Annotated in this window: 20 protein-coding genes and 1 CRISPR repeat array; of the genes, 15 read left to right on the top strand and 5 right to left on the bottom strand. The window is 37.9% G+C overall.

What is annotated here, in order from left to right:
* Window positions 1-6: 6 nt before the first annotated feature.
* The 3 genes from IGJ90_RS09090 (at window position 7) to IGJ90_RS09080 (ending at window position 3,956) form a co-directional block, all read left to right on the top strand.
* Window positions 7-840, top strand: coding sequence for a MetQ/NlpA family ABC transporter substrate-binding protein (locus IGJ90_RS09090; protein ID WP_002366917.1), 834 nt, complete (start codon window positions 7-9; stop codon window positions 838-840).
* 14 nt (window positions 841-854) lie between these two features.
* Complete coding sequence (locus IGJ90_RS09085; RefSeq protein ID WP_002366916.1) at window positions 855-2,048, top strand: amidohydrolase; 1,194 nt, start codon at window positions 855-857, stop codon at window positions 2,046-2,048.
* 369 nt (window positions 2,049-2,417) lie between these two features.
* Window positions 2,418-3,956 (top strand): ABC-F family ATP-binding cassette domain-containing protein, encoded by a 1,539-nt coding sequence (locus tag IGJ90_RS09080; RefSeq protein WP_002366915.1) that lies wholly within the window; start codon window positions 2,418-2,420, stop codon window positions 3,954-3,956.
* Between the two features lie 54 nt (window positions 3,957-4,010).
* Here the strand turns inward: IGJ90_RS09080 and IGJ90_RS09075 are convergent, their stop codons facing one another.
* From IGJ90_RS09075 to IGJ90_RS09065, 3 genes are read right to left on the bottom strand one after another with little or no spacing between them, the layout of a single operon-like run.
* Window positions 4,011-4,937: a metal ABC transporter substrate-binding protein gene (locus tag IGJ90_RS09075; protein WP_002356954.1), complete on the bottom strand. Its 927-nt coding sequence runs from the start codon at window positions 4,935-4,937 to the stop codon at window positions 4,011-4,013.
* Window positions 4,924-5,793: a metal ABC transporter permease gene (locus tag IGJ90_RS09070; RefSeq protein WP_002364373.1), complete on the bottom strand. Its 870-nt coding sequence runs from the start codon at window positions 5,791-5,793 to the stop codon at window positions 4,924-4,926. The genes IGJ90_RS09075 and IGJ90_RS09070 overlap by 14 nt, the downstream gene beginning before the upstream one ends.
* Complete coding sequence (locus IGJ90_RS09065; RefSeq protein ID WP_002360005.1) at window positions 5,790-6,539, bottom strand: metal ABC transporter ATP-binding protein; 750 nt, start codon at window positions 6,537-6,539, stop codon at window positions 5,790-5,792. The genes IGJ90_RS09070 and IGJ90_RS09065 overlap by 4 nt, the downstream gene beginning before the upstream one ends.
* A 212-nt stretch (window positions 6,540-6,751) precedes the next feature.
* Here IGJ90_RS09065 and IGJ90_RS09060 point away from each other — a divergent pair, with 212 nt between their 5' ends.
* From IGJ90_RS09060 to mnmA, 4 genes are all read left to right on the top strand, one after another.
* The gene (locus tag IGJ90_RS09060) at window positions 6,752-7,726 is read left to right on the top strand and encodes a ribose-phosphate diphosphokinase (RefSeq protein ID WP_002362076.1); all 975 of its coding nucleotides are present in this window, start codon (window positions 6,752-6,754) and stop codon (window positions 7,724-7,726) included.
* A 156-nt stretch (window positions 7,727-7,882) separates the two neighbouring features.
* Window positions 7,883-9,028, top strand: coding sequence for a cysteine desulfurase family protein (locus IGJ90_RS09055; RefSeq protein ID WP_002366913.1), 1,146 nt, complete (start codon window positions 7,883-7,885; stop codon window positions 9,026-9,028).
* Between the two features lie 67 nt (window positions 9,029-9,095).
* Complete coding sequence (locus tag IGJ90_RS09050; protein ID WP_002356959.1) at window positions 9,096-9,440, top strand: DUF1831 domain-containing protein; 345 nt, start codon at window positions 9,096-9,098, stop codon at window positions 9,438-9,440.
* A 225-nt stretch (window positions 9,441-9,665) separates the two neighbouring features.
* Complete coding sequence (gene mnmA / locus IGJ90_RS09045; protein ID WP_002366911.1) at window positions 9,666-10,790, top strand: tRNA 2-thiouridine(34) synthase MnmA; 1,125 nt, start codon at window positions 9,666-9,668, stop codon at window positions 10,788-10,790.
* 179 nt (window positions 10,791-10,969) lie between these two features.
* On the opposite strand, the gene IGJ90_RS09040 is transcribed toward mnmA, so the two are convergent.
* Together IGJ90_RS09040 and IGJ90_RS09035 are read right to left on the bottom strand one after the other, a co-directional pair.
* A complete protein-coding gene (locus IGJ90_RS09040) occupies window positions 10,970-12,208 on the bottom strand; it encodes a multidrug efflux MFS transporter (protein WP_002362074.1) in 1,239 nt (412 codons plus the stop codon).
* A 16-nt stretch (window positions 12,209-12,224) separates the two neighbouring features.
* Window positions 12,225-12,740 carry a YbhB/YbcL family Raf kinase inhibitor-like protein gene (locus IGJ90_RS09035; RefSeq protein ID WP_002362073.1) on the bottom strand — a complete coding sequence of 172 codons (516 nt, stop codon included), beginning with the start codon at window positions 12,738-12,740 and terminating at the stop codon, window positions 12,225-12,227.
* Between the two features lie 132 nt (window positions 12,741-12,872).
* On the opposite strand from IGJ90_RS09035, the gene IGJ90_RS09030 reads away from it, so the two are divergent.
* From IGJ90_RS09030 to cydC, 8 genes are all read left to right on the top strand, one after another.
* Window positions 12,873-13,442: a TetR/AcrR family transcriptional regulator gene (locus IGJ90_RS09030; RefSeq protein ID WP_002356965.1), complete on the top strand. Its 570-nt coding sequence runs from the start codon at window positions 12,873-12,875 to the stop codon at window positions 13,440-13,442.
* Between the two features lie 97 nt (window positions 13,443-13,539).
* Entirely contained in the window at window positions 13,540-13,905 is a 366-nt protein-coding gene (locus IGJ90_RS09025) for a DUF1033 family protein (protein ID WP_002356966.1), read from the top strand.
* A 130-nt stretch (window positions 13,906-14,035) separates the two neighbouring features.
* Window positions 14,036-16,117 (top strand): DNA topoisomerase III, encoded by a 2,082-nt coding sequence (locus IGJ90_RS09020; RefSeq protein ID WP_002366910.1) that lies wholly within the window; start codon window positions 14,036-14,038, stop codon window positions 16,115-16,117.
* Between the two features lie 84 nt (window positions 16,118-16,201).
* Window positions 16,202-17,065, top strand: a complete 864-nt coding sequence (locus IGJ90_RS09015; protein ID WP_002366909.1) for an AraC family transcriptional regulator — start codon at window positions 16,202-16,204, stop codon at window positions 17,063-17,065.
* Between the two features lie 158 nt (window positions 17,066-17,223).
* A CRISPR array of direct repeats spans window positions 17,224-17,721; the repeat unit is 36 nt; unit sequence GTTTTAGAGTCATGTTGTTTGGAATGGTACCAAAAC.
* Window positions 17,722-18,193: 472 nt separating this feature from the next.
* Window positions 18,194-19,612 carry a cytochrome ubiquinol oxidase subunit I gene (locus IGJ90_RS09010; RefSeq protein WP_002356974.1) on the top strand — a complete coding sequence of 473 codons (1,419 nt, stop codon included), beginning with the start codon at window positions 18,194-18,196 and terminating at the stop codon, window positions 19,610-19,612.
* Window positions 19,609-20,622, top strand: a complete 1,014-nt coding sequence (cydB, locus tag IGJ90_RS09005; protein ID WP_002356976.1) for a cytochrome d ubiquinol oxidase subunit II — start codon at window positions 19,609-19,611, stop codon at window positions 20,620-20,622. The genes IGJ90_RS09010 and cydB overlap by 4 nt, the downstream gene beginning before the upstream one ends.
* A gap of 4 nt (window positions 20,623-20,626) precedes the next feature.
* On the top strand, window positions 20,627-22,360 hold the full coding sequence (gene cydD / locus IGJ90_RS09000; protein WP_002366906.1) for a thiol reductant ABC exporter subunit CydD: 1,734 nt from the start codon (window positions 20,627-20,629) through the stop codon (window positions 22,358-22,360).
* Window positions 22,357-24,123, top strand: coding sequence for a thiol reductant ABC exporter subunit CydC (gene cydC, locus IGJ90_RS08995; protein WP_002364246.1), 1,767 nt, complete (start codon window positions 22,357-22,359; stop codon window positions 24,121-24,123). Before cydD ends, cydC begins: the two co-directional genes overlap by 4 nt.
* Window positions 24,124-24,192: the final 69 nt, after the last annotated feature.

Raw genomic sequence — 24,192 nt, 5'->3', positions numbered from 1 at the left:
TGACAAATGAAAAAATTTAGTAAATTAATTGGACTTATTGGGGTATTAGCTTTTACGATTGCAGGTTGTGCATCGGGGTCTGCGAAGGATACTAAGACAGAAACCGTTAAACTAGGGGTTGTAGGAACAAAAAATGATGAATGGGAATCGGTCAAAGACCGTTTGAAAAAGAAAAATATTGATCTACAATTGGTAGAATTTACAGACTATACGCAACCAAATGCAGCATTAGCAGAAAAAGAAATTGATTTAAATGCCTTTCAGCATCAAATCTTTTTAGACAATTACAATAAAGAACATGGGACGAAATTAGTATCAATTGGCAATACAGTCAATGCACCATTGGGAATTTACGCTAATAAATTGAAAGATATCACGAAAATTAAAGACGGCGGAGAAATTGCTATTCCTAATGACCCAACGAATGGTGGGCGGGCGTTAATTTTATTACAAACTGCAGGACTGATAAAAGTTGATCCTGCGAAACAGCAACTACCGACTGTCAGTGATATTACTGAAAATAAACGCCAATTGAAAATAACTGAATTAGATGCTACGCAAACAGCGCGCGCTTTACAAGATGTCGATGCTTCAGTGATTAATAGCGGCATGGCTGTCGATGCTGGGTATACACCAGATAAAGATGCTATTTTCTTAGAACCTGTAAACGAAAAAGCGAAACCTTATGTGAACATTGTCGTGGCCCGAGAAGAAGATCAAGAGAATAAACTTTATCAAAAAGTTGTAGAAGAATATCAACAAGAAGAAACGAAAAAGGTCATTGCAGAAACATCAAAAGGCGCCAATGTTCCAGCCTGGGAAACATTTGGTAAAAAATAAAGGAGGCATTTATAATGAGTACAACAACGATTCAAACAATCCAAGAAGCTATTGCTACAGAAAATGAATGGATAATCCATTTAAGACGTCATTTTCATCAATATCCTGAAGCAAGTTTAAAAGAATATGAAACGATTAAGCGAATTAAAGAAGAACTACTAGCCTTAGCTATTCCTTTTGTAGAAGTAGGGGAAACGGGTGTTTTAGCAACCATTGAAGGAGGTCTTGGCGCTGGCAAAACGATTTTATTACGTGCAGATATTGATGCGTTGGAATTACCAGATGCAACAGGTACTGCCTATGCTTCTAAAAATCCAGGACTCAATCATGCTTGTGGACACGATGGTCATGCGGCAGCATTGCTAGGTGCAGCTAAAGTGCTCAAAAAACATCAGGATACCTTTTCAGGAACGGTTAAACTGGCCTTCCAGCCAGCTGAAGAAATTGGTGCAGGCGCTCGACAATTTGTGGAAGGAAATTATTTAGAAGCAATCGACCAAGTGTTTGGGATTCATTTAGATTCCAGTGTGCCGGTCGGAAAATTAGTCGCTACCAAAGGCGCCACCAACGCCTCTTGTGATATTTTTAAAATTGAAGTCAGTGGTCAAAGTAGTCACGTCGCCCAACCACAGAATGGCCGGGATGCTGTTTTAGCAGCGGCCAGTATCGTTGTGGAATTACAAAAAATTGTAGCGCGCGAGATTGATCCTTTAGATTCTGTCGTAGTAGGAATTGGCGTTTTACAAGCAGGAACACGCTATAATATTGTAGCAAACCATGCAACCATTGAAGGCACTGTTCGAACATTTAGTCAGGAAACGCGCCAATTTGTTTTACAACGAGTCGAAGAAATTGCCCATGAAATTGCCCAGTCTCATCGCACAGAAATTGCTGATTTTTCTGTTTATGCGGCAGCGAATCCATTAATTAATGAAGAACAAGCAACCAACCGTGCACAGCAGGTAGCCAGTGAAATTGTTGGTTTTGAAAATGTTGTGACCGATCATCCTAAAAGTTTAGGGGCGGATGATTTTGCTGATTACTTAGCGGTAATTCCTGGTATCTATGGACGGGTCGGTTCACGAAACCCTGAAAATCCTGCTACTCATTTTGGACACCATCATGAACAATTTGATATTGATGAACGTGCCTTACTTTTAGCAGCAGAGTACCACGTACGCTATGCATTAAACTATTTATCAGAATAATAGGGATAGGGAGCCGACAAAATGATTGTTTGTGGGCTCCTTTCGTTATAAACCAACGTGGCTTGCTTTCTTGTCATTCTATGGTAGAATACAAGCATAAGAAAGGTGATTCACATGTTTTTTGTTTTAACTGATAAATTAACAAGAAAAGTAGCTCCCGATAGTTTAAGAACAGATGAAGCACTGTTGTGGAGCCGAGCAATTAATTTCTTCATCGCTTGATAGCACATTTTTTGACTAGAAAAGCTAGTCTTATTTGAGTGTACGTACAAGCGGTTGTCGGGATTTCTGTCAGGATGGACGACGTGCAGACGTGGTTCTTTTTTTGTTGTCCCAAAATAATCAGTTAACAAGAAAGAAGTGACGAAAATGAGTATTTTAACTATTGAACATTTAACGCATCGATTTGGCGAAAAGGTCTTGTATGAAGAGGCTTCATTGCAAGTGAATAAAGGGGATCATTTAGGCTTAACTGGCCAAAATGGTGTCGGCAAATCCACCTTAATTAAAATTTTAACGGGGAAAGTATTGCCAGACGAAGGAACGATTCAGTGGCAAAAAAATTGTAAGATTGGGTACTTGGATCAGCACGTTTCTGTAGAACAATCACTAACGATGGTTGATTTTTTGAAACAAGCCTTTCAAGAACTTTTTGATAAAGAAGCGAAACTGACAAAGCTTTATGAAGAATACAGTCAAACGGCTTCGGAAAAACTTTTAGAACAAGCAGGCAAGTTACAAACAGATTTAGATGAAAGTAATTTTTACCAAATCGACACGATTATTCAGGATTTAGCCAATGGGTTAGGACTACAAGCAATTGGTTTGGATAAAAAGTTAGGGGAGCTAAGCGGTGGTCAACGTTCAAAAGTGATTTTAGCAAAATTATTGTTAGAGGCCCCTGATGTGTTACTTTTAGATGAACCCACCAACTATTTAGATGATACACATATTCAATGGCTTGTTCGCTATCTGAATAATTTTGAAGGAAGCTTTCTATTAGTCTCCCATGATTATCAATTTTTAAATGAAGTGACGAATTGCATCGCAGACATTGAGTTTGGCAAGTTAACCAAATATACTGGAAATGTAGAAAAATCTTTTGCACAAAAAGAGCAGAATAAACAAACCTATTTGAAACAGTATCAGGCCCAACAAGAAAAAATTGAAAAAATGGAAGCCTATATTCGTAAATACAAAGCTGGAAATCGAGCAACGATGGCTAAAAGTCGACAAAAACAATTGGACCGGTTGGAACGATTGACTCCGCCTGGTTCCTTGACTAAGCCAGCGATTGAATTTCCTTATCAAGGGTTAGTTGCAACGCAAGCACTAACGACCCAGAAGTTAGTTGTCGGCTATCGGGAACCTTTGTTAGAACCGTTAGATTTAATGGTTCATGTCGGTGAAAAAGTCGCATTGAAAGGCTTTAATGGGATTGGCAAATCAACATTAATTAAAACGTTGACGAAAGTGATTCCTTCATTAGATGGAGAATTTCATTATCCGCTGAATACAAAAATTGCTTATTTTACCCAAGACTTAGCGTGGCCTAATGAGCAGTTAACGCCACTAGACTATTTATCAGATCGTTTTCCAGATACAACGATTAAAGAGCGAAGAAGTCATTTGGCTAGGTCAGGTTTACCAGATAAGTTAGCAATGCAGTCGTTAGCCCTGTTAAGTGGTGGTGAGCAAACAAAAGTAAAACTAGCGGAACTAATGATGCAAACTAGTAATTTGTTATTTTTAGATGAGCCAACCAATCATATTGATGAAGCGGCCAAAAAAAGTTTACAAGAAGCAATTCACGTTTATCCAGGAACGGTTTTTCTGGTTTCCCATGAAGCAGATTTTTATGAAGAAATTGTGGATCGAGTAATAGATATTGAGGAATTAGTTAAATAAAGAAGAAAGAACCAAGTTGAGGGGGAGTCAACTTGGTTCTTTCTTCTTTATTATTTATTTACTCATTAAGCCATCATGGATTTTTGTTAAATTCCAGTTCATCATGCTGTAGTACGTATCTCCTTCTGTTCCTTCTTTGGCAAGGGAGTCTGTGAAAAGTGTATCGTAAATTGGTCGTTTCACTTCTTTTGAGACCCGTTCCATACTACGTTTATCGACACTGGTTTCAACAAATAACACAGGTGCTTTTGATTTCTTAATGGTATCAATAATCGTGGTCATTTGTTCAGGTGTTCCTTGACTTTCTGTGTTAATTTCCCAAATATAAGCGGCATTTAAATCATAAGCTTTGGAGAAATATTTAAAGGCACCTTCACTTGTAACTAATAATTTTTTATCATCAGGAATATCAGCAAATTTAGCTTTGGCTTCCTCATGTAGTTTGCTAAGTTTTTCGGTATAATTTTTCGCGTTTTCTGTATAGAAATCTTTATTTTTTGGATCTTTTTCTACTAACACGTCACGAATGTTTTCTACATATTTAATGCCATTTTCAATGTCTAACCAAGCATGTGGATCTTCTGTTTGTTCTTGACCGGCACTTGTTAAATATTGTGGCGTAACATTTTTGCTTGTAGAAAAGTAATCTTTATTCTCAACTTTTTTGGCCGTTTTCATTAATTTGTTAAACCAGCCATTTCCGCCTGTTTCTAAGTTCAAGCCGTTAAAGAATAAAATGTCCGCTTCAGAAGCTTTCGCAATGTCTTCTGGTAACGGTTCATATTCGTGAGGGTCTGTCCCAATTGGCACAATACTATGCAGCTCAATTTTGTCTTGCCCAACATTTTTCACTAAATCGGATAAGATCGAGTTCGTTGTCACAATTGCTAATTTTTCTTTCTTTTCAGCGGCTTGATTCCCGCAAGCAGCTAACGTTAACCCTGCTAAAAGTGTTAAAAAAAATAAACTAAATTTTTTCATTCGTTGATTCCTCCATTTCTTTCTCACGGTTTACAAATACTAGGCCTTTCTTTGGTGAGAAAAAGAAAGCCAATAAAAAGAATAAGGCGGCGGTTAAAACAATCGTCGCACCAGAAGCTAAGTTATAAGAATAACTAAAGAATAGGCCAATCACTGAACTTAAAATCCCAAAAGTAGAGGCTAAGCCAATCATTGTCGGTAAGTGATTTGTTAATAGATAAGCTGTTGCCGCTGGCGTAATCAGCATGGCAATGACTAAAATAGTTCCGACGGTTTGTAAAGAAGAAACAGCGACTAGTGTTAGTAAAAACATCAATGCATAGTGGAAAAATTGAATATTTAAACCGTAGGCCTGAGCCATTGTGGGATCAAAAGAAGTGAGTTGCAACTCTTTATAAAACAATGCCACAAAAATCAAAACAATCACGCCGACGACACAAGTAATTAAAATATCGGTATCTGCGACCGCTAATACATTTCCAAACAGAATATGATATAAATCGGTGGAACTTTTTGCAAAAGAGATAAAAATAATCCCTAAAGCAAAAAAAGAACTAAAGACAACACCAATGGCAGTATCATTTTTTAGTGGACTTTTTTGGGTAATAAAGCCGATCGATAATGCAGCTAGTAAGCCAAAAATAGAAGCGCCAAAAATATAATTGAAACCAAACATATAAGAAACAGCGACCCCTGGTAAAACAGCATGTGAAATCGCATCACCCATCAAAGACATCCCACGTAAAATAATGAATGAACCAATTACCCCTGAAATGAGTCCGACAATTATAGACGTCAAAAGGGCATTTTGTAAAAATTGATAACGGAATAAACCATCAATAAATGCAGCAATCATTTTGCAACCCCCTGTATTAATAAATCACCTAACAAATCACCGTATGCTTCTTGGAGAGTTTCTGCAGTAAACGTTTGTTCAACAGGACCCGCAGCAATTAGCCGGTTTTTCAAAACGATTAATTCATCAAAATAGTGGGACACTTTGTGCAAATCATGGTGAACAATGATAATCATTTTACCTTGATTTTTTAATGATTTAAGAATATCCATAATCACTTTTTCACTAGACATATCAATGCCGACGAAAGGTTCATCTAAAAAAATCACCTCAGCACCTTGGGCCAAAACACGGGCGATAAACACACGTTGTAATTGGCCACCAGAAAGTTCGCCAATCTGGCGTTGCGCATAGTCTTCTAATTGCACCATTTTTAATGCAGCCATGGCTGCTTGCTTTTCTTTCTTTCCTGGGCGTTTTAATAGTCCCAAGTTTGGATAGGTTCCTAGCAAGACCGTTTCAAAAACGCTAATTGGGAAACTAAGATCCAAGGCGCTACGTTGTTCTACATAGGCAATGGTTGTTTTTTGTTGGTCAATCGCTTGATTATTTAACAAAACATCACGTTCCTTTGTTTTAATCAAGCCTAATAACCCTTTAATAAATGTTGACTTTCCAGCACCATTTGGTCCGATAATTCCAGTAATTTTACCGGAGGGAATAGTAACGTGGATATTATTTAAAGCGGTCCGTCCTTGATATTGAACGGTTAACGCTTGAACAGCTAAGTTAAAGCTTTTTCTCATGAAATTCCTCCTTTTTAGGTTTGCCTTAAAATCAGTATAAGGGATAGTTTAAGAAAATGCAAATAATTTTTAGGCGCACCTAAATACAAGCACTTTTTTCACAAAGAAAACCGTTTCTTTCAATAAATTAAGGAGGATCCCATGATTTTTATGACAAAAAATGGTAGAATATGAATGAAAACGACTATTATTTTATATTGACGGAGGATATCATGACCGAAAACTATCAAGATGACACCTTACGCATCTTCAGTTTAAATGCAAATCGACCACTTGCTGAAAAAATCGCAGCATCAGTAGGAACAGAATTAGGAAAAAGCACCGTGCGCCAATTTAGTGATGGCGAAATTCAAATTAATATTGAAGAAAGTATTCGTGGCGATCATGTCTACATCATCCAAGCAACGAATGCCCCTGTAAATGATCATTTGATGGAACTGCTTATTTTAATTGATGCATTAAAACGTGCTAGCGCAAAAACAATTAATGTTATTTTGCCTTACTATGGTTATGCTCGCCAAGACCGCACAGCGAAACCAAGAGAACCCATTACTGCGAAATTAGTTGCTAATATGTTGGTAGAGGCAGGCGCAACACGTTTGTTGACATTAGACTTGCATACTGTTCAAGTCCAAGGATTTTTTGATATCCCAGTAGATAATTTATTTACAATGCCTTTGTTTGCTCATTATTATCGTCAACAAGCATTAGTAGGGGAAGAAATTGTGATTGTTTCGCCTAAAAACAGTGGCGTTCAACGCGCACGTAGTTTATCGGAGTACTTAGATGCGACCTTAGCAATTGTCGACCATGAAGAGATTGATGGGGTGCGTCAAGAAGGTTACGTTATTGGGAATGTCGCTGGGAAAAAATGTATTCTTGTTGATGACATTTTGAATACTGGTCAAACGTTAGCCACAGCGGCGGAAGTTTTAATGAAAAATGGTGCGCAAGAAGTGTATGCTTGCGCCTCGCATGGTTTGTTATCAGAAGGCGCAAAAGCAACCTTAGAAAATGCGCCAATTAAGGAAATTAGTATTACTGACTCTGTTTATACGACAGCAGACCGCCAACCAGCAACCTTGAATATTATTTCTTGCGCTGAGTTAATGGGGGAAGCGTTACTTCGTATTCATGAAAATAAACCAATGAGTCCATTATTCCGTTTAGAACCAAAAGGAGAATAAGTGATTCCTTAAACTAGAAATAGGTCTAACAACTTTAACAGTGTTGGACCTATTTTTCTTATCTCTTTTATAAATAGAAGAGAAAGTATTCTGATTTTGTGTTTTAAGCTTTTTATGCTAGAATAACGCCAGAACATAAGGAAAGGGACGAGTCATTTGGAACCCATTTATTTAGATCATGCGGCAACAACACCGCTTCATCCAACGGTCATTCAAGCGATGACTGAAAATATGCAAACGACTTTTGGCAATCCATCAAGTATTCATCAGTTTGGACGAAAGGCACACGGTCTTCTGGAAGAAGTGCGTCAAACGATTGCCGAGAGCTTACAAGCCAAACCCCACGAAATTATTTTTAATAGTGGTGGCACAGAAGGGGATAACACAGCCATCTTGGCAGTTGCTTTTTCTCGTCAAAAGGAAGGAAAACATATTATTACTACGGCAATTGAACATCCCGCTGTATTACGAACGATGGAATACTTAGAAACGTTAGGCTTTGAAGTGACTTACTTGCCTGTGAATGAAAATGGTCAGATTTCAATGGATCAATTCAAAAAGTCTTTACGCGAAGAAACGATCTTGGTTTCAATGATGTATGGCAATAATGAAATTGGAAATCGATTACCAATTGCTGAAGTTGGTGCAATTCTTAAAAATCATTCGGCGATTTTTCATACAGATGCCGTCCAAGCTTATGGAAGTGAAGTCATTTTACCTCATGAATTAGGGATCGACTTATTAAGTATTTCCGCTCATAAAATCAATGGTCCAAAAGGCGTAGGGTTTTTATTTAAAAGCGATGCAATCCAATTACCACCTCTTTTACATGGTGGGGAACAAGAAGAAAAACGACGTGCGGGCACGGAAAACTTAGCTGGAATTATTGGCATGGGTACTGCCGTTTCATTACTAACTTCTACAGAAAAGCAAGCAAGAAAAACAGCTTATCAAAGTTTTCAAACGATTATTTTAAAAGCGTTAGAAGAAGCCAATATTGATTTTTCAATTAATGGTGAACCAACCAATCGTTTAGCGCATGTCTTAAATCTTCATTTAAAAGGAATTCCCAGTGATTTGCTCTTAATGCATTTGGACTTAAGAGGTATTGCGATTTCAACAGGCTCGGCTTGTACAGCGGGAACTGTGGATCCTTCGCACGTGTTGACAGCGATGTATGGAGAAAATTCCTCAGCTATTAAAGAATCAATCCGGATTAGTTTTGGCTACGGGAACACACCAGAAGAAATTGCGACTTTTTCTGAAGTACTAGTTGCAGTGATTCAACAATTGAAAAAATAATCTGATTGCGGCAGCTACAGGTTTTCGCTATAATGAAGATAACAATGAAAATAATGAGGTGGAACCCATGGCATTTACAACAACGGCTGCTGTTGAAGGCTCAACAGTTTTTTACAAAGTACATCCTAGTGCAAAACGCTATACATTAAAAGATAACGGCTTTACTGAAACAAAATCAGGGAACTTTCAATTGATTCGTTCCTTAGATCCAACGCCTCAGAGAAATGAAGGCTTCAAATTGAAAATTACGATCACTGCTGATCTAAAAGAGTTGAAAATGTCCATTACAACGGCAAATGGTTTAAAACCAATGAATATTTTCAAGAATGAACAACATGAAATGAGTAAAGAAAAATACTTTTTCTTAATGGATGGCTTAATTAGCCGTGGTGTATTAGAGAAAGTAGAATAATTTAGAGAAACCTGAAGAAACAAGTGAAAGTAGCTTGTTCCTTCAGGTTTTCTGTTTATTTGAAAGCAACAGCTTGTTGGCTGTGTCTTTGTTCCAAGTATTTTCTCATTATACGCCCGGCTTGCTTTACTTATTTCAAAAAAATAGTATAATGAAAAGCACTGAAAAGTTACGACCTTCAAATCGTGGATGATTTCAGAATCTAATTGAAATGATGGTGATAAAATGGCAGATAACAGCAAAACGCGTGTCGTGGTAGGCATGAGTGGCGGTGTCGATTCATCTGTCACAGCGTTGCTTTTAAAAGAGCAAGGCTATGATGTAATTGGGATCTTTATGAAAAATTGGGACGATACAGACGAAAATGGTGTCTGTACCGCAACTGAGGACTATAAAGATGTCGCAAAAGTAGCGGATCAAATTGGGATTCCGTATTATTCGGTCAATTTTGAAAAAGAATATTGGGACCGTGTGTTTGAATATTTTTTAGCAGAATATCGGTTAGGACGGACACCAAATCCAGATGTCATGTGTAATAAAGAAATTAAATTTAAAGCATTCCTAGATTATGCTATGCAACTAGGCGCTGACTATGTTGCAACTGGCCATTATGCACAAGTAGAAACGGATGAAAATGGCGTAGTGCATATGTTACGTGGAATTGACAATAATAAAGACCAAACCTATTTTTTAAGCCAATTATCACAAGCCCAATTGGCAAAAACAATGTTTCCGTTGGGTGGCATGGGAAAGTCAGAAGTTCGTGCAATTGCTGAACGTGCTGGATTAGCCACAGCCAAGAAAAAAGACTCAACGGGCGTTTGTTTTATTGGTGAAAAGAATTTCAAAGAATTTTTGAGTAATTATTTACCAGCTAAAAAAGGCAACATGGTGACAGAAGATGGCGAAATCAAAGGACAACATGATGGTCTTATGTATTATACTATCGGTCAACGCCAAGGCTTAGGAATTGGTGGCGGCGGTAAAACACAAGAACCATGGTTTGTGATTGGGAAAGATTTAACTACCAATACATTATATGTAGGACAAGGATTTCACCATGAAAAACTATATGCAACACATTTAGAAGCTAGTGAGGTTCATTTTACTGTTGATACACCAATGCCAAAAGAGTTTGACTGTACGGCTAAATTCCGTTATCGTCAAGCAGATATCCCAGTGCATGTTTCCTTATCTGAAGATGGCACAAAAGCAACCGTTACGTTTAAGGAACCAGCCCGCGCAGTCACTCCAGGTCAAGCTGTTGTTTTTTATGATGGAATGGAATGCTTAGGGGGCGGCTTAATTGATCGCGCCTACCAAGATGAAAAAGAACTACAATACGTCTAAAAAGTTTCACGAGTTGTGAAACAAAAAGCGTATAGTTAACCAAAAGAAAAGCGGATATGCTGGTCATAAAACCAGTAAATATCAGCTTTTCTTTTTTGTTTTATATGCCTATTTTTTTTAAAATAAGAAAAAGAGAAAAATTAAAAATTCAAATTGTGGATAACTTTTCTGTGTATAACTTAGTCATCATTTTTCTCTTTTTTTAATTCGGCGGTGCTTCGACGAACCCATAGAAGGTTAAGGAGAACCAGACAAGAAGTGGAAATAAAGACCCCACGATAACCGAAAGCGGCAGATACGCTTGAACCAATCATAGGACCAATCACATTTCCTGTCGCTTGGAAAGATTGATTGTAACTGAAAATACGACCTGCAGCGTCACTTGGGGAATAACGAGTGATCAACGTTTGAACAGCTGGTAGTAAACAGGCATCGGAAATCCCAACTAAGAAACGAAGCATGGCAAGCTGCCAGACATTTTGAACAAAGGCCATTGGTAGGTAAACGAAAATGGCTAAAATTAAGCCAATTGTCAAGATGCGTTCACTGCCAATACGATCGCCTAACCGGCCGAAACGAGGGGCGGCTATTAACGTTGCAATCCCTGGAATAGAAGCAATGACTCCGCTGATTAAGGTGACATTTCCGTGACCACCCAACAATTGTTGAATATATAAACTGATGATGGGACTAATTGAATTATTGGAAGCTTGAATGATTAATGTCGTAATAAACATTCCAAGAATCACGTGGGGATGTTCTAGTTTTTTTAAAATTTGTTTCCCAGATGCGGCTTGATTTTTTTCAATTGGCACAAACTCTTCATGGACAAAGACAAGACTCAAAACAAAAACGAGTAATAAAATCGTACCAGTAATGAAAAAGGTTGGCCGATAACCGAAAATAGACGCAGTGACACCGCCCAAAAGAGGACCAAGCAACGTGCCGGTAACAGAACCAGTTGCTAAAGTACCAAGCACTTGACCGCTTTTTTCCTTAGGTGTGCCTGTAGCAACTAACGCAGTCGCATTACTGATATAACCAGAAAAAACACCTTGTAATAAGCGCAAGCCAATCAATTGATAAACACTTGTGACTGCGCCCATTAAACTAATGACGATAGCCATCCCTAATGAAGCGCGTAATAACATTAACTTGCGTCCTTTTCGGTCGGCTAAACGGCCCCACCAAGGTGAAACAATGGTTGTGACTAAAAAAGTGGAGGAGAACGTGATTCCGCTCCAAAAATTCAATTGTTGGTGGGTAAAAGTACCTAATGTGTTGATATAAAGAGGCATGAATGGCATCACTAAGCTAAAGCCAATACCAGCCATAAATGTGCCAAACCATAAAACAAGCAGATTTTTTTCCCAAGGTTGTCTTGGACGGAAAATTTTACTTTTAATTAATTCATACATTCTATTTCCTCACTTTCTAGTAAAGAAATTCAAATTTGGCTTTGGCGAGTCGTTGATCATTCAATGCTTGATGCAATTCATTCGCAAAAAAGCCTTCTTTTAAATTTAGTGGATTTTTTGTAGCGTATACATATAACGTATAGGTGTGCACACCAGAGCGAGGACTTAACCCCAGATAACGTTCGGTTAACTCAGGTAACGTTTCAGTGGCAAGCGCAGGAATCATCTGTTTCCCCAAAGGAGAAGCAAGACTATTTTTTCCTTGAATGGTAGGCTTGAGTGCTGTTCGACTAAAGTCTTCAGGAATCTCATTGGTTACAGGAACATTGGCAGCTAACCAATGAATAAAAGGGAAACCAATTAGAGGAATCGTGTCATAATCAATTAATTCCCAGGATAAATAGCGGGCTTCTTTAGGAATGGCCGCTAAAGAAATAGGAAAAGATAAAATAGGACGTTCGTGTAATAAAAATTCTGCACTGGTTCGTTTGCCATAACGATCGGCCAAATGAGAACGGTTGGTAATATGCATGCCAAACAGCCTTCTTTCAAAAATGATGTTTACAAATTGTTATTATAAACTATAATTTATAGTTTAAAAAGAGTCAATAGATATGATAAACTAATACTTGTCCAAAATTTAAGAATTGGAGGCGTCAGAAAGATGGCAAAAAAACGGAATTTAACGAAAGCCAAAATCCTTGAAAGTGCCCGCAACCTAGCGGAAGAATTGGGCGTTCAACAATTAACCTTTCAAAATTTAGCCGTTGATTTAGGCATCAAGTATCCTTCACTCTATAATCACTTTAAAAATATTGCTGAAGTAAAAAATGCTCTAGTGGACTTGTTAATTCAAGAATTAAATGATGCATTGCGAAGAGCCTTAGTGGGTAAGAGTGGCGCAGAAGCAATTCGGATATATGCTGAAACGTACCAACAATTTGCTTTTGAAAATTCTGCAGTCTATGAATTACTTATCAGTGTGCCGAAAACGCAAAACCAACAATTAATTGAAGGCATCCATGAAACCAATCAAATTATCTTACAACTTTTAGCTTTTTATCCATTTAATAATGAAGAACGACTGCATAAAAGTCGAGAATTACGTAGCTTAATCCATGGTTATATTACCTTACGTTTTTTAGGTTATTTTCAACGCGAAGAAGCCACGCCGGAAGAAAGTTATCGTCGCATGATTGAAGATTTTATTGCTTCTTTAGAAGTGGCAGGATAAAATAAATTTCAAAAATTTCTCAGTCCGAAACCAAATCCTTGCAACTTTTTCAGAAAGTGACTATGATACCTACAGTAGCAAAAAAAGGAGCGGTTCAATGTATCAAGTAATTACAATGTATGGCGACAATGAACCTTGGTGGTTTTTTGATGATTGGCAAGAGGATATTGTTCAAGAAAAAACCTTCGATAACTTGACCGATGCAGAGACATACTATGTGGAAGTTTGGCAAAAACTTTCTCAGAATTATACATACGTCAACACAAAGCCTAATTATTTAACGGCTTTCTGGAATGATGGGGAAGAACGCTGGTGTGAAGAATGCGATGAAGATTTACAACAATACTTCGGTTTAGCATTACTAGAAAATCATCATGCGGTTACTTTTGAAAATAAAGCTGAGTTTACCACAATATCCAATCATTTTGGCAAAACAAAATTCTGCAAACGGAAAGTTATTTGAAACGCATGAGTTTAAAGAAAAACCTCAGGGAATTTTCTTTAAACTCTTTTTCTATTCTCGGAATTTAGAGAAAATTGAGCTAATATTTGGTATAATACGAAAAGATAGCACTCAAAAAGGAGCGAAACTAGTGGTTGCAAAACAATTAATTATTGCTGAAAAACCTAGCGTAGCAAAAGATTTAAGCCGCGTTTTAGGAGCAAATCAAAAAAATAAGAATTATTATGAAGGACCCAACGTGATTGTCACCTGGGCTTTAGGCCATCTCTTAGGACTAAAAATGCCAGAAGATTTAAACAAAGAATGGCAAACGTGGCAAATGGAAACTTTACCGATGATTCCTAAGAATTTAGGGATTAAACCGTTACCGAAAACGGGACATCAATTAAAAGCGATTAAACAATTAGCTAATCGTAAAGATGTTTCTGAAGCCGTGATTGCCACCGATGCTGGTCGTGAAGGTGAATTAGTGGCCCGCTGGATTTTAGAATATGTCCGTTTTAACAAACCAGTCAAACGCTTATGGATTTCATCTCAAACAGACAAAGCCATTAAAGACGGGTTTAAGAAAATTCGCCCAGCGAAAGACTACGATAATTTGTATTACTCTGCCTTGGCACGCGCAAAAGCTGACTGGTTGGTGGGGCTAAACGTCACACGGGCCTTGACAGTGAAATATCAAGATAACTTATCCGCAGGTCGTGTTCAAACACCAACTTTAGCAATGGTACGCCAACAAGAAAAAACGATTGAACAATTTAAGCCTCAAACTTATTTTACTATCTCGTTAACTGTTGAATCAGAAAAAGCAAAGATGACCCAAAAAAATCCATACGCTTTGAAAGAACGGCAGGAAGCAGAACAATTAGTCAAAGAACTCTCAAAACAAAAGGGCTTAGTTACCGATATCCAAGAAAAAGTTAAAACAGAAAATGCGCCGTTACCATATGATTTAACCGAAATCCAGCGTGAAGCCAATCAGCGATTCCAATTTTCTGCAAAGAAAACGTTGTCTCTTGTACAAAGTTTATACGAAACCCATAAAATTGTTTCCTATCCTCGAACTGACAGCAAATATCTAACAACGGATATGAAAGGAACGATGAAAGAACGACTTCAAGCCATTGCTGATTTTTCACCAGAAGTGAAAGGCTACCTTAAAAATGGGGCCGTTGTTAAACAACAAAAAGTTTTCCAAAATGCAAAAGTCACGGATCACCATGGGTTGATTCCAACTGAACAACGTCCTCGTTATGAAAAACTAAGTAATGATGAACAAAAAATCTATCAAATGATTGTTCAACGATTCTTAGGTTTGTTTGCTGAGCCAAACCAAACAAAACAAACAAAAGTTACAGTCGCTTTTGGAAAAGAAACATTTGTCTTTCATCAAAATAAAGTAGTTGTTGCTGGCTGGAAAACAACAGCCGAACAGCCACTATCCACTGTCCAATGGCAAAAAGGCATGACCGTTGCGCCAAACTTTACCATTAACAAAGAATTAACGTCGCCGCCAAAACCATTAACCGAAGGAACGTTGTTAGGAAAAATGGAGAAACACAGTTTAGGCACACCGGCAACGCGAGCTGAAATTATTGAAAAACTGATTAAATCAGAATTGATGGAACGAACCAATAGCGGTTTAAGTGTCTCTGCCAAAGGAAAGCAACTATTAGACTTGGTGAATCCATCACTTGTGACACCTGAACTAACGGAAAAATGGGAAAAATCGCTCGAAGCAATCGCTTCGGGTCAACAAAAGAGTCAACTTTTCTTAAAGGATATTGAAGAGGATACGAAAAAATTAGTCCGTGAAATTAAACAAAGCGAGAAAAAATATCAAGATTTTTCCATTACGCACAAAAAATGTCCAGATTGTGGCTCAAACTTACGGGAAAAAAATACGAAAGATGGGAAGATTTACGTTTGTACAAACCAAGAATGTTCTTATCGTCGGCGAAAAGATCCTAAAGTATCCAATCACCGTTGCCCACAATGCCATAAAAAAATGGTCATCATAGAAGGAAAAAATGGTCGTTCTTTCAAATGTAAATTCTGTTCGATTACTGAAAAAATTCCCGATAAAAAAGAACGAAAACAAAAAATGACTAAACATGAAGAACGTCGTTTGATGAAAAAATATTCACAACCAGACGAACCAGAAGAAAGTGCTTTAGCACAGGCTTTAAAAGCCGCTATGAACCAAGAGTAGCGATTTGACGAATGTTGGCTCTAAATAATCAAGTCATCCTTGTTGGTCTTTAGTAAACTTTCAAATAGAAAGAGAGGGACACGGATGCTCGTAAATTTGAATCAAGCAATGGATTATATTGAAGAACATTTAACGGAAGAAGTATCCTTCGATGAATTGGCGAAAAAGACAGGGATTTCTGTTTACCATTTTAAACGAACTTTTTCGTTTATTGCGGGGATGAGTCTGGCTGAGTATATTAAAAAGAGACGTTTGGCGGAAGCAAATTTAGCATTACTTGCTGGTGAAAAAGTGACAGATGTAGCTTTTAAATATGGTTATCAAAGTATTGAAGGATTCTCAAGAGCCTTTCGCGATTGGTCAGGACAAGCCCCTTCTGAAGTAATGAAAACACAAATCCAAAAAACGTTCCCTAAATTCTCTTTCTATATTGATATTAAAGGAGGACAATCAATGGATGTTAAATTGATTGAAAAACCAGCGTTTCAAATAGTCGGAGTTAGTCAGAAGGTTTCCTTGCAGTATCAAGGGGAAAATCAAGCAATCATGGAATTAGCACAGCGCATTACACCACAACAACGAGCGGAAATGCATACATTTGATGATGTATATCCTCATCAAGTAGTAAATGCTTCTTTTGACTTTCAAGAGGGACGAACAACAGAGGGTGGAGAAATGACACACATGATTGGCTTTGCCACTTTGCAAGAAAATATCTATGAAGATTTGGAGCAACTAAGCGTACCTGCTCATACATGGGCGGTTTTTCCAAATGAAGGTCCTTTCCCACAAATTTTACAAGAAACCTGGGCAAGGATATTCTCTGAATGGTTGCCTTCATCTGGTTACCAAGTCGTTGCAGCACCAGAAATTTCGTTTACGCAATATCAAGGACCAGCAGAAGCTAAGTATAGTGAAATCTGGCTCGCTGTTACAGCTACTAAATAAAGAAAACCCACCATTGAAAAATGGTGGGTTTTTCCGCCAAGAAGGAGAAAGTTTGGTATAATAAACGTGAAGAAAAAAATCAGACCTTCTAAACTGAAATCTAGCTATGGATAAGTGATGCGACTACGGAATCATGGAGAAAAAAATAATTCTCCGAGGTTTTAGAGTCATGTTGTTTGGAATGGTACCAAAACTCCGCCAATGATTACATCGCCCAAAACATTGTTTTAGAGTCATGTTGTTTGGAATGGTACCAAAACTAAATCTGCCATGAAAGGGTAATGACGATTGTTTTAGAGTCATGTTGTTTGGAATGGTACCAAAACAAAGCCAAATAACAAGAACGCCGTAACCAAGTTTTAGAGTCATGTTGTTTGGAATGGTACCAAAACTGAGCCCATTCTATAACAAGATTGTTATCGGTTTTAGAGTCATGTTGTTTGGAATGGTACCAAAACGCTTCGTTAAAAATTCAGCTTTCGAGTGAGGTTTTAGAGTCATGTTGTTTGGAATGGTACCAAAACATAAAGTGGGGACTGCGGGAACCGGTGGATGTTTTAGAGTCATGTTGTTTAGAATGGTACCAAAACGATGTGAGTCGCTTGTGTGAGCGTGTCGGAGTTTTAGAGTCATGTTGTTTAGAATGGTACCAAAACCTGCCAGATTTCAGAGCGGATGAGCTGCCTGTTTTAGAGCCATGTTGTTAAAAAACAAACTATCACCTCAAGCAATCCGTAATTTTCATCACAAGATTAGAATTTTTATCATCAAAGATGAGCTGCTTCAATTTTCGAAAACTAATCAAGTGATAAGTCAAAATGTTGATAGATTGAGATTAGTTCTTCCTTTTTTTAGGAAGGGCTTTTTTTATTGATAGAAGAAAGGGAAGAAATCTTGTTAGCACCTAAAAAAATTGTGAGAAATGCTTCTGTATTGTTTGGTTTCTGCCTCAGAAAGTTGTATACTTAGATTGGAATTATTCTATATTACATGCATTTTCACACTTTTTGGAAAAGTTCACTTGAATTTTCTTTTAGTTTCGTAGATAAAAGGAGTCATCGCTAATGGAAATGAACAATTCAGGTAAGCTTGTTTCTTTGTGTGGAGGCAAATCAGGGAGGAAATAATATGTTTGATATTGTAACATTGGCGAGAATCCAATTTGCGATGACAACAGTTTTCCACTTTTTCTTCGTACCGTTTTCAATAGGATTAGCACTTGTTGTAGCAATTATGGAAACAATGTACGTTGTGAAAAAAGAGGAACGTTATCGTAAAATGGCCAAGTTTTGGGGAAATATATTCCTATTAAGCTTCGCTGTTGGGGTTGTAACCGGGATTATTCAAGAATTTCAGTTTGGGATGAACTGGTCTGATTATTCTCGATTCGTCGGAGATATTTTTGGGGCACCGTTGGCGGTAGAAGCGCTCTTAGCTTTCTTCTTAGAGTCAACATTCTTAGGTTTGTGGATCTTTACTTGGGATAAAATGAATCCAAAAGTTCACGTAACGTTTATCTGGTTAGTCGTATTCGGTTCAATGATGTCTGCTTTCTGGATTTTAGTTGCCAATAGTTTTATGCAACATCCAGTAGGTTATGTCATCAATAATGGCCGTGCTGAAATGGTGGACTTTGTAGCTGTCATCAGCAATCCAAAAGTTTGGTATGAATTTTCACACGTTATCATGGGCGCCTTTACATTGGGCGGCATGGCAGTAGCTGGTATGGCTGCTTTCCAATTGTTGAAAAAACGGGATATTTCATTCCACAAAGCATCTATGCGCATTGGCTTATGGGTTACTTTGTTCGGTTCAATCGGCGTTTTATTAGCTGGCGACTTGCAAATGAAAGCTCTAATTGAAGGACAACCAATGAAATTTGCGGCGATGGAGGGGGCCTATGAAGACTCTGATGATCCTGCTGCTTGGACATTGATTGCTTGGGCAGATGAACGAGAACATAAACAAGTTTTTGGTATCGATATTCCATATATGCTAAGTATTTTATCGTATAACAAATTATCAGGTTCGGTTGATGGAATGGATACAGTCAACAAGCGTTTGGTAGAAAAATATGGGGATGATAAAAATTATTATCCACCAGTTAACACTTTATTCTGGAGCTTCCGTATCATGGCTGGTTTTGGTGCCTTAATGTTATTGGTTGCTGCCTTAGGACTATTCTTTACAAGGAAGAAAAAACCATCGCTGTACGAGAAGAAATGGATGCTGTGGATTGTTGCTTTATGTACGTTCGCACCATTCCTTGCCAATACAACAGGTTGGTTAGTCACTGAATTAGGTCGTTATCCGTGGACTGTCTATGGATTATTTACGATTGAACAAAGTGTTTCACCAAATGTATCGGTTGCTTCATTAATTACGTCAAATGTCATTTATTTCTTATTATTTGCTGGTTTAGGTAGTGTCATGGTTTACTTGGTCATTTTAGAATTACGTAAAGGACCAGACTATGAAGCGAAAAAATTAGCGAAAGAAAATGAACCAGCGTTGGATCCATTTGATAAGGGGGTATTTGGCGAATGAGTACACTACAATTATTATGGTTTGTCCTTATCGGCGTCTTGTTCTCAGGTTTCTTCTTCTTAGAAGGATTTGACTTTGGTGTTGGAATGGCCGTTCAAACGTTGGCACACAATGACGACGAAAAAGATCAAGTCGTTGCAACAATTGGACCTGTTTGGGACGGAAACGAAGTTTGGCTATTAACAGCGGGCGGCGCAATGTTTGCCTCTTTCCCATATTGGTATGCTTCATTATTTAGTGGCTACTATTTAATTCTATTTACGATTTTATTTGGCTTAATTATTCGCGGAGTTTCCTTTGAATTCCGCCACAACATGCCGGAAGGTAAACGTCGTCGGATGTGGAACTGGACGCTATCAATTGGTAGTTTCCTTGTACCGTTCTTCTTTGGTATTTTGTTTATCAGCTTAGTCCAAGGGATGCCTTTAGATGCAAACGGCAATATGCATGCGCAATTTACGGATTATTTTAATCTGTTTTCAATTGTTGGTGGAGTAGCCTTAACATTACTTTGCTACTTACACGGCATGAACTATATTGCTTTAAAAACAGAAGGCCCAATTCGTGAACGTGCTCGAAATTATGCAGAAATCTTATACGGCGTTTTATATGTCGGTTTAGTTGTTTTTGCAGTGTTGATGTACTTCAAAACGGACTTTTATGAAAAGAACTTTGCGGTCACTTTAATTTTAACGTTAGCAATTGTGGTCTTAACGGTCATTGCTAATGTTGGGGTGTTTAAACGCAAAGAGATGTTAGCTTTTCTAGCGAGTGGTTTAACATTAGTTGTACTAGTTGCTCTCTTGTTCAGTGGCTTGTTCCCACGTGTTATGATTGGTAGTGAAGGTTTTGATTTGTTGATTAAAGATGCAACAAGCACACCATATACACTAAAAATTATGACGTGGATTTCTTTAAGCATTTTACCATTCGTGTTAGCTTATACTGCTTGGTCCTATTATATTTTCAGAAAACGTATTTCACAGACAGCCGTACCAGAGGGGTATTAAATCTATGATTGATAAAGACATCTTACAGATGCCTAAAATCAAAAAAATTCTTGTCTTGCTTGCAGGTTTTTCTTTCCTGCAAGCAGTCTTTATAATTGGGCAAGCTTTTTTTCTTTCAAAAGCCATTGTCGGCCTTTGGAGTGGCGGGCATCTTAACCAACAACTACAGAGTATTTTACTCTTTTTTATTTTTTATCTTGGTCGACATGTTATTACGTATTTTCGTGAGAGAATGCTCGATACATTTAGTTATGAACGCTCGAAAGAATTACGCGAACAATTATTAACCAAAATTTTCCGTTTGGGGCCAAATGTTGTTCAAAAAAATGGAACTGGAAATATGGTTACCATGGCTTTAGAAGGCATCAGTCAAACCGAAAATTATTTACAATTGATTTTGACAAAAATGATGAATATGATGATTATTCCTTGGATTATTTTGGCCTTTGTTTTTACACAAGATATTCGTTCAGGCGTAACATTGCTGATTGTTTTTCCGATTATTATTATTTTTATGATTGTGTTAGGTTATGCAGCACAAAGTAAAGCGGACAAGCAATATGCGGCGTTTCAAATGCTTTCCAATCATTTTATTGATTCCTTGCGAGGAATTGACACGCTGAAACTGTTTGGGTTGAGTAAAAAATATGCTGGAAGTATTTACCATACAAGTGAACGATTCAGAAAAGCGACCATGAGTACATTGAAAATTGCTATTTTATCAACCTTTGCGTTAGACTTTTTTACGACATTATCGGTAGCTGTTGTGGCAGTTTTCCTTGGATTAAGTTTATTAAACGGCACGATTTTATTATTTCCTGCCTTGGTTACTTTAATTTTAGCACCTGAGTTCTTTTTACCGATTCGTGATTTTTCAAGTGATTATCATGCAACCTTAGATGGAAAAAACTCTTTTCAAGCGATCCAAGCGGTATTATCATTGCCAGAAGCAGAACAGACCGATGTGCTCACGTTAGATGATTGGCATCAAGAAAGTCAGTTGTCAGTCACAGCGTTAAATTTTTCCTATGAAGATGCAACGCAAGAAGCGATTCAATCGTTGCAATTCTCTGTTGATGGTCGCAAAAAGATTGGAATTATCGGGGCGAGTGGTTCTGGTAAGTCAACGTTAATTAATTTATTAAGTGGCTTTTTATTGCCAACAGAAGAAACGAGTCAATTGGCGATAAATGGCCAAACGATTCCACATTTTTTACAAAAAGACTGGCAAAAACAAATCCTTTATATTCCGCAAGCACCATATATTTTTCAAGATACTTTGGCAAACAATATTCGCTTTTATACACCTGAAGCAACAGATGAGGCGATTCAGCAAGCGATTCAGTTAGTTGGCTTAGACGAGCTGGTTAAAGATCTTCCCGAAGGAATTCATACCTTGATTGGGGAAAGTGGTCGAATGTTAAGTGGGGGACAAGCGCAACGAGTAGCGTTGGCCCGCGCCTTTGTCGATCAAAAACGCCACGTCTTGCTGTTTGATGAGCCGACAGCGCATTTGGATATTGAAACAGAAGTTGAAATGAAAGAGCGCATGTTGCCATTAATGAACAATCATCTTGTCTTCTTTGCGACACATCGTCTGCATTGGATGGAAGAAATGGATTACATTTTAGTGATGGAAAAAGGTCAATTAGTGGAACAAGGAACGCTAGCAGAGTTGATTGAAAAAGATGGCTACTATGTTCAATTAATGAAGCAAATGAGAGGAGGACGCCAATGATGGAAAAACAGCCGACAACGAAAGACGTTTGGAAAAACGATCAATGGGTTCGTCCTTTCTTAAAACGCTATAAAAAAACCTTGTATTTTGCCTTACTTTTAGGCTTCTTGACGTTCTTTAGCGCAGGGGCATTAATGTTTACGTCTGGTTACTTAATCAGTCGTGCGGCTTCCTTACCAGAGAATATTTTATTAATTTATATTCCCATTGTTTTAACAAGAGCATTTGGGATTGGCCGTCCTGTTTTTCGTTATGTGGAGCGTCTAACGAGTCATAACTGGGTGTTAAAAATGACCTCTGATTTGCGCTTGAAACTTTATAATGTGCTAGAAAAAGATGCAATTTTCTTTAAGACAAAATATCGCACTGGGGATATCTTAGGTTTGCTTTCGGAGGATATTAATCATATCCAAAACTTGTATTTACGAACGATTTTCCCAACCGTTATTGCTTGGATTTTGTATATCTTTTTAGTGATTGCATTAGGTTTCTTTTCTTGGTGGTTTGCTTTATGCATGTTACTGATGTTAGGAGTGGTTGTTTTTCTATTGCCACTTGTTTCAGTTCTAGTGAATGGTGCGCGTCAAGAAAAACATAAATATGCCAAAAATGAGTTATATCAAACACTAACCGACAATATTCTAGGTGTGTCTGATTGGGTATTTAGTCAACGAGGCTCTGAATTCGTTGCTCGTTATGAAACAGATGAAGCAAACGTTCGTGCATTAGATGAAAAAATGAAGCAATTTAACCGTGGCCGAGACTTTGTTTTACAACTTCTGTTTGGTGTGATTGCGATTGCTGTCTTAGCTTGGACTAGTGTGCGGTTTCCAGGTAATCATGGGGGCGCAGCCAATTGGATTGGTGCCTTTGTTTTAACCGTTTTTCCGTTAATTGATGCTTTTGCTCCGCTACCTGCTGCAGCACAGGAAACAACGATTTATAAGGATTCCATTCGTCGTTTTAATGAGCTTCCTGAAGGGGAAGATGACTCAACAGAAGCGCCTGTTCAGCCAAATGGCACCAGTTTATCGATAGAACATTTGTCTTTTGCATATGAAAATCAAGAGAAAAAGGTATTAAATGACTTATCGTTAACAATTCCTGAAAAACAAAAATTAGCGATTTTAGGGCGCAGTGGTTCCGGAAAGAGTACGTTGGCTTCGCTCATTCGTGGTGATTTACGGCCTACTTCGGGAGAAATCCTTTTAGGAAATATCCCAACTGAGGCATTTGGTGAGACGATGACTGAATATATTGGGGTTATGCATCAAGCACCGTACCTATTTCGAACAACCATTTTAAATAATATTCGGATTGGTAGAGAAGAAGCAAGCGAAGCAGAAGTTTGGGCGGTTTTAGAAAAAGTCGGCTTAAAAGAAATGGTTGCCCAATTACCAGAAGGTTTACAAACAATGGTGGATGAAGCAGGTTTGCGTTTTTCTGGTGGTGAACGACATCGCTTGGCGCTAGCGCGGATTCTTTTGCAAGATACACCGATTGTGTTATTAGACGAACCAACTACTGGTTTAGATCCAATTACAGAACAGCAATTGCTGGAAACCTTTTTTGAGGCATTAAAAGATAAAACCGTCATCTGGATTACCCACCATTTGCAAGGCGTAACTTTGATGGATCAAGTGATCTTTATTGAAGATGGCCAATTAGAGATGAGTGGTACGCCAGAGGAATTACTTGCAACCAATGCGCATTATCAGAAACTTTACCGAATTGATCGTGGCATTAGTTCTTTCGAGGAATAAAAAAACGACTGGTTGTTGATTAAAGCAAACAATCAGTCGTTTTTCTATTTCAATTAATGGCAATTCTTC

Source organism: Enterococcus sp. AZ129, assembly GCF_051714505.1.
Lineage (GTDB): Bacteria > Bacillota > Bacilli > Lactobacillales > Enterococcaceae > Enterococcus > Enterococcus faecalis.
Note: the sequence above shows the minus strand (reverse complement) of the source record. Positions and strands in the feature narration are given on the sequence as shown.